General features: G+C 73.5%; 10 protein-coding genes and 2 tRNA genes. 4 read left to right on the plus strand and 8 right to left on the minus strand.

Annotation, left to right across the window (positions count from 1 at the left end; translation table 11 throughout):
- Positions 1 to 79: 79 nt before the first annotated feature.
- Positions 80 to 1,549 (minus strand): DHA2 family efflux MFS transporter permease subunit, encoded by a 1,470-nt coding sequence (locus ABT263_RS09115; protein ID WP_352289188.1) that lies wholly within the window; start codon positions 1,547 to 1,549, stop codon positions 80 to 82.
- A 163-nt stretch (positions 1,550 to 1,712) separates the two neighbouring features.
- Positions 1,713 to 1,786 (minus strand) — tRNA-Pro (locus ABT263_RS09120).
- 143 nt (positions 1,787 to 1,929) lie between these two features.
- Here ABT263_RS09120 and ABT263_RS09125 point away from each other — a divergent pair.
- A tRNA-Gly gene (locus ABT263_RS09125) sits at positions 1,930 to 2,000 on the plus strand.
- A gap of 112 nt (positions 2,001 to 2,112) precedes the next feature.
- On the opposite strand, the gene ABT263_RS09130 is transcribed toward ABT263_RS09125, so the two are convergent.
- Positions 2,113 to 2,664 carry a DUF6197 family protein gene (locus ABT263_RS09130; RefSeq protein WP_352289191.1) on the minus strand — a complete coding sequence of 184 codons (552 nt, stop codon included), beginning with the start codon at positions 2,662 to 2,664 and terminating at the stop codon, positions 2,113 to 2,115.
- A gap of 261 nt (positions 2,665 to 2,925) precedes the next feature.
- Here ABT263_RS09130 and ABT263_RS09135 point away from each other — a divergent pair, with 261 nt between their 5' ends.
- On the plus strand, positions 2,926 to 3,666 hold the full coding sequence (locus ABT263_RS09135; protein WP_352289194.1) for a DUF6348 family protein: 741 nt from the start codon (positions 2,926 to 2,928) through the stop codon (positions 3,664 to 3,666).
- A 62-nt stretch (positions 3,667 to 3,728) separates the two neighbouring features.
- Here ABT263_RS09135 and ABT263_RS09140 read toward each other — a convergent pair whose 3' ends face one another.
- From ABT263_RS09140 to ABT263_RS09155, 4 genes are all read right to left on the minus strand, one after another.
- On the minus strand, positions 3,729 to 3,923 hold the full coding sequence (locus ABT263_RS09140; RefSeq protein WP_329487645.1) for a hypothetical protein: 195 nt from the start codon (positions 3,921 to 3,923) through the stop codon (positions 3,729 to 3,731).
- 541 nt (positions 3,924 to 4,464) lie between these two features.
- A complete protein-coding gene (locus ABT263_RS09145) occupies positions 4,465 to 5,694 on the minus strand; it encodes a PP2C family protein-serine/threonine phosphatase (RefSeq protein ID WP_352289197.1) in 1,230 nt (409 codons plus the stop codon).
- Positions 5,695 to 6,008: 314 nt separating this feature from the next.
- The gene (locus ABT263_RS09150; RefSeq protein ID WP_329487647.1) at positions 6,009 to 6,494 is read right to left on the minus strand and encodes a ribose-5-phosphate isomerase; all 486 of its coding nucleotides are present in this window, start codon (positions 6,492 to 6,494) and stop codon (positions 6,009 to 6,011) included.
- Positions 6,495 to 6,581: 87 nt separating this feature from the next.
- The gene (locus ABT263_RS09155) at positions 6,582 to 7,196 is read right to left on the minus strand and encodes a biotin transporter BioY (protein WP_329487648.1); all 615 of its coding nucleotides are present in this window, start codon (positions 7,194 to 7,196) and stop codon (positions 6,582 to 6,584) included.
- Between the two features lie 292 nt (positions 7,197 to 7,488).
- Between ABT263_RS09155 and ABT263_RS09160 the strand changes: the two genes are divergently transcribed.
- The gene (locus tag ABT263_RS09160) at positions 7,489 to 8,904 is read left to right on the plus strand and encodes an amino acid permease (RefSeq protein ID WP_352289200.1); all 1,416 of its coding nucleotides are present in this window, start codon (positions 7,489 to 7,491) and stop codon (positions 8,902 to 8,904) included.
- A gap of 103 nt (positions 8,905 to 9,007) precedes the next feature.
- On the opposite strand, the gene ABT263_RS09165 is transcribed toward ABT263_RS09160, so the two are convergent.
- On the minus strand, positions 9,008 to 9,640 hold the full coding sequence (locus ABT263_RS09165) for a mycothiol-dependent nitroreductase Rv2466c family protein (RefSeq protein ID WP_380393711.1): 633 nt from the start codon (positions 9,638 to 9,640) through the stop codon (positions 9,008 to 9,010).
- A gap of 223 nt (positions 9,641 to 9,863) precedes the next feature.
- Here ABT263_RS09165 and pepN point away from each other — a divergent pair, with 223 nt between their 5' ends.
- Complete coding sequence (pepN, locus tag ABT263_RS09170) at positions 9,864 to 12,437, plus strand: aminopeptidase N (RefSeq protein WP_352289203.1); 2,574 nt, start codon at positions 9,864 to 9,866, stop codon at positions 12,435 to 12,437.
- Positions 12,438 to 12,589 lie beyond the last annotated feature (152 nt).

The following is a 12,589-nucleotide window of genomic DNA, read 5'->3' on the forward strand; positions in this document are numbered from 1 at the left end:
GCCACAGGGACTACCGCCAGCGCCCCATCCTACCGGTACCACGAAAGGCGGACGCCAGGACGTCGCCGCCGGGGGTCGCTCAGCCCTTCCCGACGGGCTCCGCGACGGATTCCGCCGCCCCCTCACCGGTACCCCCGGCCGGTACCGCGCGCATGGTGGCGGCGGCGTCGGAATCCCGTACCAGCAAGGAGATCGCGGCCGCCGCCAGCGCCAGGCCGGCGGCGGTGAGGAAGGCCGCCCGGTAGGCGGCGAGGTTCGCCACGGGCGTACCCGAGGCGTTCACGGTGACGGCCCCCACGGCCGTCAGCACGGTGCCGAGCACCGCGACCCCGAGCGCGGAGCCGAGCTGGCGCTGCGCGTTGTAGAGGGTGGAGGCGGCCCCGGTGTCGCGGGCGCCGATCGTGGCGAAGGCGGCGGTCTGCGAGGGCATGAAGACGTGCGACATCGCGTACCCGGTGACGAACATCAGGGCGCGGACCGCCCAGAGGTTGCTGTCCGGCCCGATCGTGGCCATCAGGGCCAGGCAGCAGGCCACCACGGCGGAGCCGGTGGCCAGGATCCGGCGCGGGCCGATCCTCGGGTACAGGCGGCTCGCGATCTGGGAGGCGAGCATCACCCCGAGCGCCTCGGGGAAGACCATCAGACCGCTGTGCAGGGCGTCCATGCCGAGCGCGTCCTGCATCAGCAGCGGGAAGAGGTAGAGCATGCCGAGGAAGGCGGCGCCGGAGAAGAGCGAGAGCAGGTTGGTGGTGCGGAAGATGCGGTCCCGGAAGAGCCGCAGGTCGAGCATCGGCTCGGGCAGGCGCAGCTCGACCACGACCAGGGCCGCCAGCGCGCAGCCGCCGACGAGCGCGGAGGCCACGATCCGCGCGCTCCCCCAGCCCTGCGACGCGCCCTCGGAGAGCGCGTACATCGCGGCGCCGAAGCCGACGGCGGAGAGCGGGAAGCCGGCCGCGTCGAAGCGCCCGGCCCGCTCGGCGCGGTAGTCCGGCAGCGCGAGCAGCCCGAAGACCAGGGCGGCGAGGCCGACCGGCACGTTGACGATGAAGACCCAGTGCCAGGACCAGCCGTCCACCAGCCAGCCGCCGAGCACCGGCCCGGCGGCCGGCGCGACGGCGGTGGGCAGCATCAGGATGCGGGTCGCCCGCATCCGCTCCTCCTGCGGGAAGGCCCGGAAGAGCATGGTCATCCCGACCGGGGTGAGCAGGCCGCCGGCCGCGCCCTGGAGGATCCGGTAGAGGGTGAGCGAGGTCATCGAGCCGGCCGCGCCGCAGAGCAGCGAGGCGACGGTGAACAGGGCGAGCGAGGCGAGGAAGACCCGCCGGGTGCCGAAGCGGTCCCCCAGCCAGCCGGAGAGCGGGACGAAGACGGCCAGGCTGACCAGGTAGCCCACGTTGATCACGCCGACCCCGGCCGGATCGGTGCCGAACTCCCGGCCGATCGCCGGCAGGGCGACGTTGACGATCGTGGTGTCCATGATCGACATGAAGAGCGAGGCGACGAAGACGACTCCGACCGCGATCTTGGGGTTCATCCTCATCGGGCTCATCCGGGCTCCAGCATTTGGTGAAAGGTCAACCATTCACCATGCCGGACCGGGCCGCAAAGGACAACAGGCCCGGTCTTCCGCGCCCACGGGCCGGCGACCGGACCCCTCGGGACCCCCGGAGACGCCAACAGGGCCCCGCCGAGGACGAGACCCTGCCGCACTGTCGGGGTGACCGGATTCGAACCGACGGCCTTCCGCTCCCAAAGCGGACGCGCTACCAAACTGCGCCACACCCCGTGGTGCCGAGAGGAAGCGTACACGCCGGGCCCCGCCCGGTCGGCGACATATCCGGGGCCCCGGAACGAATGTGGTGTGCGCTCGGGCGACCGGACCAGGTACGCTGTTCCCGACCTTCCGTCCGGCGACGGCCGGAGGATCGCGCGGGTGTAGCTCAATGGTAGAGCCCTAGTCTTCCAAACTAGTCACGCGAGTTCGATTCTCGTCACCCGCTCCGACCGCCCGGCCCCGGCACGACGTCACCGTCGTTCCGGGGCCGTCGCGTTTCCCGGCCTCCCGTCAGCACCCGGCGCCGCCCGTCGGCACCGGGGCCGCCCGGCGGTCCGTCAGAGGCCGAGCCGTCCGGCGCGGGCCGCCGCCCGGTCGAGCAGCTGGTGGACGTCGGCCTGCCGGGTGCTGGGCCGGTCGTTGAACTCGTCCGGGGAGGCCGCGGGCCGGCCGGTGGCGTGCAGCACCTCCATCAGCTGCGTCCGGGCGGTGCGGACGGTGTCCGGGGTCCCGTAGCCGTGGGCGAGGACGGCGGCCTGGGCGCCGAGCAGGCAGACCCGGCCGGCACCGTCCCACATCGCGCCCTGCAGCCAGCCGGCCGCGCCGATGTAGCGGGAGGCCAGCCGCAGGTGCTCGGCGGCGCTCACCGGCACCGGACGGGGCGGCCGGCGCAGCGCGCGGTCCAGCAGCGTGGCCCGGGGCGAGGGGTGGCCGGCGTGCCACGGCTGCACGGTCGAGCCGAGCGGGCAGACGTACGGCGGCCGGAGGTGGGGCGCCGGGGCGCGCGCCGGAGCGGGCAGCGTGGCGAGGTACGCCTCGATCTCGGCGACCAGGCCGGTGCCGTCCGGGGTGAGCAGCGGCGGAGCGGGCGTCAGGTCGGTGCGGGGCATGCGGTTCTCCAGGCGGGTGGCCTACGGTTGCCGCTACCCAAAATGGTGCATAAGGGACATTTCTGCGACCGGAGAGCCGGGCTCACGCCGACGGGCGGCGGTCCGCTTCGGTTTCCCGGCAGGGCTCCGGGCCGATAGCCTCGGCGGCGTTCGAAAGTAGTTCGAGAGCAGTTCGAGAACGCTGCGAACCCGAGGGTGAAGGAGTGTCCGGTGCGTCCCCAGGACCGACTGGCCGTCATACAGCGCTCTGTGGTCCGGGAAATGGCACGCTTCGGGCAGGAATTCACCGTCGACGGCGAGGTGGTGCGCGGTCCGGGCACCACCGCGGTGGCCGTCCGGGAGCACCCCGGCATCGACGGCGCCGGCCACGTCGACCTGGGCTTCGTGCTGCGGCTGGGCCGGGCGGACGCGCCGGTGGTCTGGGACTGCTCGGCCGGCCTCGGCAAGACCGAGGAGGAGAAGCTCGACAACGCGGTGCGGATGTGGGCGACCACCACCGCGGCGGCGCTGGTCGAACTGCGGGAACGCCGGGGCGAGTACGCCGACCACGCCGATCACGCGGAACTGCCCGGCTGGCACGCCGTGCAGGGGCCGGCGGCGGTGTTCGGCTTCGGCAACGAACGGCTGGCCGGCTGGCTGGCGGAGCACCGGGTGCTGCCCGCCCTGGCGCCCGCGCTGCTGCCGGACCTGGCCGGGCGGCAGTTGAACGGGGTGAAGCTCTTCCTCGGCGGCAAGTCGGGGGACGACGTCGCCGAGGTCCGGGTCAACGGGGAGGTGTCGGAGGCCGCGTCGGCGGCGCTGCGCGCGCTGGACTGGCCGCGCGGCGAACGGCTGTGCTGGGCACGGCTGTTCGTGCTGCTGACGGCCCCGGACACGGCGGTGGTGACGACCGCGCCGACGGGCGCGGCGGCGCCCGTCACGGTTCGGCCGCGGGCCCTGGCGGCGGCCCGGGCCCGCGGGCTGTTCGCCCGCTGGCGGCAGGCCAGACGGGCCGACCGGTGACCCGGGCGGCCGGCCTCCTCCCCCGCTGAACCCGCTCTCGGGGCCCCGACCGGGGCCGGGGGTCAGCTGGCGATGTTGGAGATGCTCTTGGCGATCTGGCTCAGGAAGTCCTGGATCGGCTTGGCGGCCGTGCTCTGGTTGAGCATGAAGCCGAACAGGGCGGCCAGGATCGCGTGCCCGACCTTCAGTTGCTTGTTGCGGATGAAGATGAAGCAGATGACGCCGAACAGGACCAGTGCGGAGACGGAGAGTGCCACCCGGACTCACTTCCTCGTTTCATAGCGGGGCGCCATCGGCTGACCCCTGCGAAGCCGGACCCCGGCCTGTCCGACGGTCCCGAGGCGGAACGGCAGTTCGTCCGACGTGTCGCGGCCGGAAGGAGAGTCCGGTACGGCCGGACGGTGTCCGTCGTGCCGCATGTGGCGCCCCCATCCCCCGAGTCCTGACCAGTCCCGCCCGGACTCAGTGTGGTCGACCGTGCCGATTGCGTAAAGGTCTGACTGTCAGCCGAACGCCGATATCCTGCGATGCGAGACGAGTTTCCGCCGACCGAGACGATAGCGGAGCCGTTCTGACGAATCGTCGGTGGGGCGCCGCTGAGCGGCCGGGAAACGGTCGGCGGGCCGGACCGGAACGGGCTGGTCCGCTCCGGTGACGGCGGGTCGGAAATGGCCGAAGATCAGCTCCCAGGCTTGACAGCAGCTGCCCGCGGCATGTGCCCGGGAACCGCCCGCCCGCCCGTCGGGGGGAACCGGCCCGGTCAGGGCCTCCCGGGCCGGACCGGCGGGGACGCACGCGTCAGTCGCGCCAGAGCAGCAGGACGGCGCGGTCGTCGTTGATGTCCCGGGCGACCGTCTCGATCAGCCGGGCGGCGGCGCCCGCGCCGGCGCCCGGACCGCCGCCGGGGACCAGCCGGTCGGCCTCGCCCATCAGCCGGTCCATCCCGTCCGAGAGGTCCCGGCCGGGCGCCTCGACCATGCCGTCGGTGCAGAGCATCAGGACGTCGCCGCGGTTGAGCCGGCCCCGCACGCCCTCGAACTTGGCACCGTCGTAGATGCCGAGCAGCGGACCCTCGGTGGTCTCCTTGATCTCCCAGCGCCCGGCGCCCGCGAGCCGCTGCATCCCGGGCAGGTGGCCCGCCGAGAGGAGCTCGTACTCCCCCGTGTCCAGGTCGAGGACCAGGTGGACGGCGGTGGCGAAGCCCTCCTCCCAGGACTGGCGGAGCAGGTAGCCGTTGGCGGCGGGCAGGAAGTCGTGCGCGGGCAGCGAGCCGACCAGGCCGCCGAAGGCGCCGGAGAGCAGCAGGGCCCGCGAACCGGCGTCCATGCCCTTGCCCGAGACGTCCGCCAGGACCACCTCCAGCACCCGCTGGGCGGGGCCGGTCCGGGCGGCGACCACGAAGTCCCCGGAGAAGGACTGCCCGCCGGCCGGGCGCAGCGCCATGTCGGCGTGCCAGCCGTCCGGCAGCTCCGGGACGCGGCTCTGCACCCGCAGCCGCTCGCGCAGGTCGAAGAGCATCGTGGAACCGCCCCACCAGGGGACGCCGACCCGGCTGCGGAACTGGGCCAGCAGCAGGCCGCCGACCCCGGCCGCGCCGACCACCAGGGCGGCGCCGGGGGTGACGCCGTAGGTGTAGGCGTCCGGATCGGCGCTGGCGACCCGCTGGCCGGTGTGGATTACGGATTCGGCGGAGAGGCCGAGCGCGGCCAGCGCGTAGAGCACCACCAGGCTGCCGGGGCGCAGCAGCAGGGCGGCGGCCAGGATCGGCAGGACCAGTGAGGTGGGCGGGACCCAGGCGGGGATCCAGATGTTGAGCAGGATCAGCAGCGGGACGAGCAGGGCCAGCACGCAGAGCACCGGCCAGTCGGCGGCGCCGCCGCGGAAGTAGTCGACACCGGCGGTGCGCAGCCTTCGGCGGACCCGGCGGAGCTTCTTGCGCAACCGGGCCGTCACGGGGTCGGGCGCCGTGGCGGCGCCGGGCCTCGTCGCAGTCGTCTGGGGCGTTTCGCCCGGCGGTCTGCCAGCCATGGGGACCGACCATATCCACCGGTACGGGTCGGCGTCGACGGCCCGGGCGCGGGCGGCGCCGCCGTGGCGCGGGCGCGCCAGTGGGTTTCGGCCGATCGCGGCGGGCGTCGGCCGCTGCGTCAGGAGGCGTACGCCGGTTGGGCGTACGAACCGTGCGGGCCGCACCCGCGCGCCGGGCGCGGCGCCGTCGGCGCGCCGGACGGGCGGGGCGGGCGCTGTGGCCGATCACACAGGACGGCGCGCGGGCCCGCAGACGCGCCGGCCGGCCGCGCTGGGGAGCGCGGCCGGCCGGCGGAGGTGGTCGACGGGGTGGATCAGCCCTGCGGGTGGTGGGCCGGGATCGGCGGGAGCTCGCCGGTGACCTCGTACTCGCTCAGCATCGTGATCCGGCGGGTGTGCCGGGCGTCGCCGCTGTACGGGGTGTTGAGGAAGACCTCGACGAAGCGGGTCGCCTCCTCCTGGGTGTGCATCCGGCCGCCGACGGAGATCACGTTGGCGTTGTTGTGCTCGCGGCCGAGCGAGGCGGTCTGCTCGCTCCAGGCCAGCGCCGCACGGACGCCCTTGACCTTGTTGGCGGCGATCGCCTCGCCGTTGCCCGAACCGCCGATCACGACGCCCAGCGCCTCCGGGTCCGCCGCGGTGCGCTCGGCGGCGCGCAGGCAGAACGGGGGGTAGTCGTCGGCCGCGTCGTAGATGTGCGGCCCGCAGTCGACCGGCTCGTGGCCGGCCTCCTTGAGCCACTCCACGAGGTGGTTCTTCAGTTCGTATCCGGCATGGTCCGAGCCCAGGTACACGCGCATGCCATGAGTGTGGCACGTGCGCGCACCCGGGCCGCGCAGGGGGCGGCCGAGCGGGCCCGCGGGGCGCCCGGCCCGGGAGCGGACCGGTCAGCGCCTGCCGAGCAGCTTCCAGGCGAGCGGCAGGACGCCGGCCGCGAGGACGGCCTTCAGCGCGTCGCCGACCAGGTACGGGTAGAGGCCGAGCTCGGCGGCGCGGGACAGCGGGACACCCAGCGAGAAGGCGAGGTACGGCACGCCGACGGCGTAGATGGCGAGGGTGCCGAGCGCCATCGTGGCGGCGGTGTTCAGCGGGGTGCGGTCGGCGCCCCGGCGGGCCAGCGCGCCGGTGAGGGCGGCGGCCAGGACGAAGCCGATCATGTAGCCGAGGGTGGGGATCGACCAGCCGGAGGCGCCCTCGGCGAACCAGGGCAGGCCCGCCATGCCGGCCAGCAGGTAGAGGCCGAGCGAGGCGATCCCGCGACGGGCGCCGAGCGCGGTGCCGACCAGCAGCGCGGCGAAGGTCTGGCCGGTGACCGGCACCGGGGAGCCGTGGACGGTCACCGAGAACTGGGCGGCCAGACCGGTGAGGGCGGCGCCGCCGGTCACCAGGACGAGGTCGCGGGCCTGGGCGCCGAACCGGCCGGACGCGGCGGGCAGCAGGTCGGCGAGGACGCCGCGGCTCAGTATCGACGTGGTGGCAGTCGGGGTGGTGGCAGTGGCCATCGGGGTTTCCTCCGCACGGGGACGGTCGGCGATCGGATGATCAGGTGAGTGAACACCTGTGAACCTACGTGGTGATCGCCGCCGGCACCGTCAGGGAACCGGACAAAGCCCCGGCGGCCGTGATTGTCGGATCCGTCCCCCTCGCGGCCACGGACCGTGAGCGATCCGGCCGAATACCGTCACGATCCGGTCCGTATCGTGAGCCCGGGCGCGTCATTCTTGGCATGGACAGCGGTGCCCCCGGATATTGGGCCATTCGCACCGCATTCCGAACAGTCTGGATTCCCACCTCATGGCCCGTACCTCCGCGCCCACGGCGCCCGGGACGACCTCCACCGCCGAAGCACCGGCCGGCGGGCAGCAGCTCTCGCACGGCCTGAAGCAGCGCCACCTCTCGATGATCGCGCTCGGCGGGGTCATCGGCGCCGGCCTCTTCGTCGGTTCCGGGGCGGGCATCGCGGCGGCCGGACCAGCCATCATCCTGGCGTTCACCCTCTCCGGCCTGCTGGTCATGCTGATCATGCGGATGCTCGGCGAGATGTCGGCGGCCCGCCCGGCCTCCGGCTCGTTCTCGGTGCACGCGGAGAAGGAGATCGGCCCGTGGGCCGGGATCACCGCCGGCTGGATGTACTGGGTGATGCTCTGCTGCGGCGTCGCGGCCGAGGCCACCGCCGCCGGCAAGATCGTCAACGGCTGGGTCCCCGGCGTCTCCGCCTGGGTCTGGGTCGGCCTCTTCATGGTCTTCTTCTGCGCCAGCAACCTCACCGCGGTGAAGAACTTCGGCGAGTTCGAGTTCTGGTTCGCCACCATCAAGGTCGCCGCGATCGTCGCCTTCCTGGTGATCGGCACGCTGGGCGTCACCGGGGTGCTCGGCCCCGGCGCTCCCGGCGCCACGAACCTCACCGGCCAGGGCGGCTTCCTGCCCACCGGCGTCAGCGGCCTGATCGTCGGCCTGCTCGCCTCGGTCTTCGCCTACGGAGGCCTGGAGACCGTCACCATCGCCGCCGCCGAGTCCGACGACCCCAAGCGCAACGTCGCCAACGCGGTGCGCACGGCGGTCTGGCGCATCGCGATCTTCTACATCGGCTCGATGGCCCTGGTCGTCACGCTGGTCTCCTGGAAGGACCCGTCGGTCGTCGAGAACGGCCCCTACGTGACCGTCCTGCAGCACCTGGGCGTGCCCGGCGCCGGCACCATCATGGAGGCCGTGGTGCTGATCGCCCTGCTCTCCGCGATGAACGCCAACATCTACGGCTCCTCCCGGATGGCGTACTCGCTGGTCTCCCGCGGCCAGGGCCCGAAGGCGCTGGCCAGGGTCAGCGGCGGGGTGCCGCGACTGGCCGTGGTCGCCTCCTGCCTGTTCGGCTTCGGCGCCGTGCTGGCCTCCAAGTTCTGGCCCGACACCGTCTTCACCTGGCTGATGAACACCACCGGCGTCGCCATCCTGGTGGTCTGGTTCTTCATCTGCGTCGTCCAGCTGCGGATGCGCCGCCGGCTGGAGCGCGAGACGCCCGAGCTGCTCACCGTCCGGATGTGGGGCTTCCCGTACCTGACCTGGGTGGCGATGGCCGCCGTGGTCGGCATCCTGGCGCTCATGACCACCACCGAGGGCAACCGGCAGCAGCTGTACGCGGCCGGCGTGCTCGTCGCGCTGCTGATCGGGGCCGGCCTGCTCAAGCAGCGCCGGGACGCCGCGGCCGCCCGCTAGGGCTTGTCCGACAGGTCCCGCCGCGCGCGCGAGGGCCCGGTACCGCTCCTCGGCGGTACCGGGCCCTCGCGCGTGGCGCCCGCCGGTGCGGGCGGGCCGTCCGCTACTCGAAGGACGGACCCGCGGTACGGGTGCGCTTGATCTCGTAGAAGCCCGGGGTCGACGCGACCAGCAGGGTGCCGTCCCAGAGCCGGGCGGCGGCCTCGCCGCGCGGGGCCGGGGTGACCACCGGGCCGAAGAAGGCCACCCGCTCGCCGTCCGCGCCCTCGACCGCGATCACCGGGGTGCCGACGTCCTCGCCGACCAGGGTGATGCCCTCCTTGTGCGAGGCGCGCAGGGCCTCGTCGTACGCGTCCGTGTCGGCGGCGTCCGCCAGCCCGGCCGGCAGGCCCGCCGCGACCAGCGCCGCCTCGACGGTCTCGCGGGTCCGGGGCAGGCCCTGGTTGTGGAAGCGGGTGCCCAGCTCGGTGTAGAGCCGGCCGAGCACCTCGTCGCCGTGCTGCTGGGCGGCGGCGATGCAGACCCGGACCGGACCCCAGGCGCTGTCCAGCAGCTCGCGGTAGTCCTGCGGGAGGTCACGGTGCTCGTTCAGCACGGACAGGCTCATCACGTGCCAGTTCACGTCCACCGGGCGCAGCTGCTGGACCTCGATCAGCCAGCGGGACGTCATCCAGGCCCACGGGCAGGCCGGGTCGAACCAGAAGTCGGCGGTCTTGCGCTCAGCGGCAGTCGTCACGGCTGTCGTCCTTCGGTGAGATGCGGGGCGGTCCCCGGCACGGGGCCCACCCGATCCCGAACGCCCGCGCGGCGCCGCTGATTCCGTACCGGCGCCCCGGTTTGTGCAATGGTACCGGCGCGGGCGGCGTGAAAGGATGCCCCGCAGCAGCACCACGACGCGCAGCACCCACCGCACCAGTTGAGACCGCACCACCGTGCGAGCCGGACAAAGGAGTACCGCCGTGCCGGGCAAGAACCTGAGCCGCGACGAAGCCCAGCACCGGGCCAGCATCCTGGCCGTGGACAGCTACCAGGTCCGGCTGGACGTGACCTCGGCCCCCGACCCGGCGGCCGCCACCTTCCGCTCCACCACCACGATCGCCTTCCGGTGCGACGAGCCGGGCGCCTCGACCTTCCTCGACCTGCTGGCGAGCGCCGTCCGCGCCGTCACCCTGAACGGCCGCGCGCTCGACCCGGCCACCGCCTTCGACGGCGCCCGGGTGCACGTCGACGGCCTCGCCGCGGAGAACGTCCTGGTGGTGGACGCCGACTGCGCGTACAGCCGCACCGGCGAGGGCCTGCACCGCTTCACCGACCCGGTGGACGGCGAGACCTACCTCTACACCCACTACGAGCCGGCCGACGCCCGCCGGGTGTTCGCCACCTTCGAGCAGCCCGACCTGAAGGCCCCGTTCTCCTTCACCGTCACCGCGCCCGCCGCCTGGGACGTCCGGTCCAACGCCGTGCACGAGCAGGTGACCGACGACGGCGCCGCCCGCACCTGGCGGTTCGCGCCGACGCAGCCGATCTCCACCTACCTCACCGCCGTCGTGGCCGGCCCGTACCACGTGGCCACCGACCACTACAGCCGCACGCTGGCCGACGGCACCACCCTGGAGATCCCGCTCGCCGCGCTGTGCCGCAAGTCGCTCGCGCCCTACTTCGACTCCGACGAGATCCTCGGCGTCACCAAACTCGGACTCGACTTCTTCCACGAGGAGTTCGACTACCCGTACCCCTTCGGCAAGTACGACCAGTCCTTCGTCCCCGAGTACAACATCGGCGCGATGGAGAACCCGGGCTGCGTCACCTTCCGCGAGGAGTTCATCTTCCGCTCGAAGGTCACCGACGCCGCCTACGAGGGCCGGGCCAACGTCATCCTGCACGAGATGGCGCACATGTGGTTCGGCGACCTGGTCACCATGCGCTGGTGGGACGACCTGTGGCTGAAGGAGTCCTTCGCCGACTTCATGGGCTCCTACGCGCTGATCGGCGCCCGCACCCGGTACTCCTCCGCCTGGATCACCTTCGCCAACCAGCGCAAGGCCTGGGCCTACCGCCAGGACCAGTTCCCGACCACGCACCCGATCACCGCGGACATCCGGGACCTGGAGGACGCCAAGCTCAACTTCGACGGCATCACCTACGCCAAGGGCGCCTCGGTGCTCAAGCAGCTGGTGGCGTACGTCGGTTCGGAGGCCTTCTTCGAGGGCGCCCGCCGCTACTTCAAGCGGCACGCCTTCGGCAACACCGAACTCGCCGACCTGCTGGACATCCTGGAGGAGACCAGCGGCCGCGACCTCAAGTCCTGGGCCGCCGCCTGGCTGCAGACCGCCGGCGTCAACTCGCTGACCCCGCAGCTCACCGTGGACGCCGAGGGCCGGATCACCGAGCTCGCCGTCCTCCAGGACGCCGGCAACGGCAGCACCCTGCGCCCGCACCGGATCGCCGTCGGCCTCTACGACCGGGACGCCGAGGGCGCGCTGGTGCGCACCGACCGGATCGAGCTGGACGTCACCGGCGCCCGCACCGTCGTCACCGAGGCCGCCGGCCGGCCCCGGCCCGCCCTGGTGCTGCTGAACGACGACGACCTGACCTACTGCAAGATCCGCTTCGACGCCGAGTCGCTGGAGACGCTGCGCAGCGGCCTCGGCGACCTCGACGACGACCTGGCCCGGGCGCTCGCCTGGTCCGCCGTGTGGAACCTGACCCGGGACGGCCTGATGCCGGCCCGCGACTACATCGCCCTGGTGCTGCGCTTCGCCGGGCGGGAGGCCAACATCGGCGTGCTGCAGTCGCTGCACCTCCAGGCCAAGGGCGCCGTCGACCTCTACGCCGACCCGGCCTGGCGCGGCGAGGGCGGCCGGCTGCTGGCCGACGGCGCGCTGCGCGAGCTGCGCGCCGCCGCCCCCGGCAGCGACCACCAGCTGGCCTGGGCCCGCTTCCTGGCGCAGACCGCGAACGGCTCCGAGCACCTGGGCCTGGTCCGCGGCCTGCTGGCCGGCACCGCCCGGATCGACGGCCTGGACGTCGACCAGGAGCTGCGCTGGGCGCTCTGGCTGGCGCTGGCCGCGGCCGGCCAGGCCTCGGACGAGGAGCTGGCCGGGGAGCTGACGGCCGACAACACCGCGAGCGGCAAGCGCCAGTACACCCAGTGCCTGGCCGCCCGGCCGACCCCGGAGGCCAAGGCCGCCGCCTGGTCCGCCGTGATCGACTCGGAGGAGCTGCCCAACGCGCTGGTCGAGGCCAACATCGCCGGCTTCGCGCTGCCCGCGCACCGCGACCTGACCGCGCTCTACGCGGCGCCGTACTTCAAGCTGCTGGAGCGGATCTGGTCGGAGCGGACCATCGAGATCGCGATGCGGATCGTCGGCGGCTTCTTCCCGCACGCCCAGGTCGGCGAGGAGACGCTGGCCGAGGCGGACGCCTGGCTGGCCGGCCACCCGGAGGCGGCGCCGGCGCTGCGCCGGCTGGTGCTGGAGCGCCGGGACGACCTGGCCCGGGCCCTGCGGGCGCGGGCCTGCGACGGCGTCTGAGGCACGACGGTCCGTCCCCCGGGAGCCCCCGCCGCGCGTGCGCGCGGCGGGGGCTCCCGCGTCGGGGGCCGGTGTACGGGGATTCCGGGTCGGGGGTTCCGCGTTGGGGGTTCCGCGTCGGAGGCCGGCCGTGCAGGGGTCCCGCGTCGGAG

The sequence above is a fragment of the Kitasatospora sp. NPDC001603 genome (genome assembly GCF_040298365.1).
Classification (GTDB): domain Bacteria; phylum Actinomycetota; class Actinomycetes; order Streptomycetales; family Streptomycetaceae; genus Kitasatospora.

Bases quoted from the DNA above. Each gene is read 5' to 3' on its own strand.
- ABT263_RS09135 (WP_352289194.1), top strand. From the start codon at position 2,926: ATGGCACGCTTCGGGCAGGAATTCACCGTCGACGGCGAGGTGGTGCGC.
- ABT263_RS09150 (WP_329487647.1), bottom strand. From the start codon at position 6,494: ATGCGCGTGTACCTGGGCTCGGACCATGCCGGATACGAACTGAAGAAC.
- ABT263_RS09115 (WP_352289188.1), bottom strand. From the start codon at position 1,549: ATGAGCCCGATGAGGATGAACCCCAAGATCGCGGTCGGAGTCGTCTTC.
- ABT263_RS09160 (WP_352289200.1), top strand. From the start codon at position 7,489: ATGGCCCGTACCTCCGCGCCCACGGCGCCCGGGACGACCTCCACCGCC.
- ABT263_RS09155 (WP_329487648.1), bottom strand. From the start codon at position 7,196: ATGGCCACTGCCACCACCCCGACTGCCACCACGTCGATACTGAGCCGC.
- ABT263_RS09130 (WP_352289191.1), bottom strand. From the start codon at position 2,664: ATGCCCCGCACCGACCTGACGCCCGCTCCGCCGCTGCTCACCCCGGAC.
- ABT263_RS09145 (WP_352289197.1), bottom strand. From the start codon at position 5,694: ATGGCTGGCAGACCGCCGGGCGAAACGCCCCAGACGACTGCGACGAGG.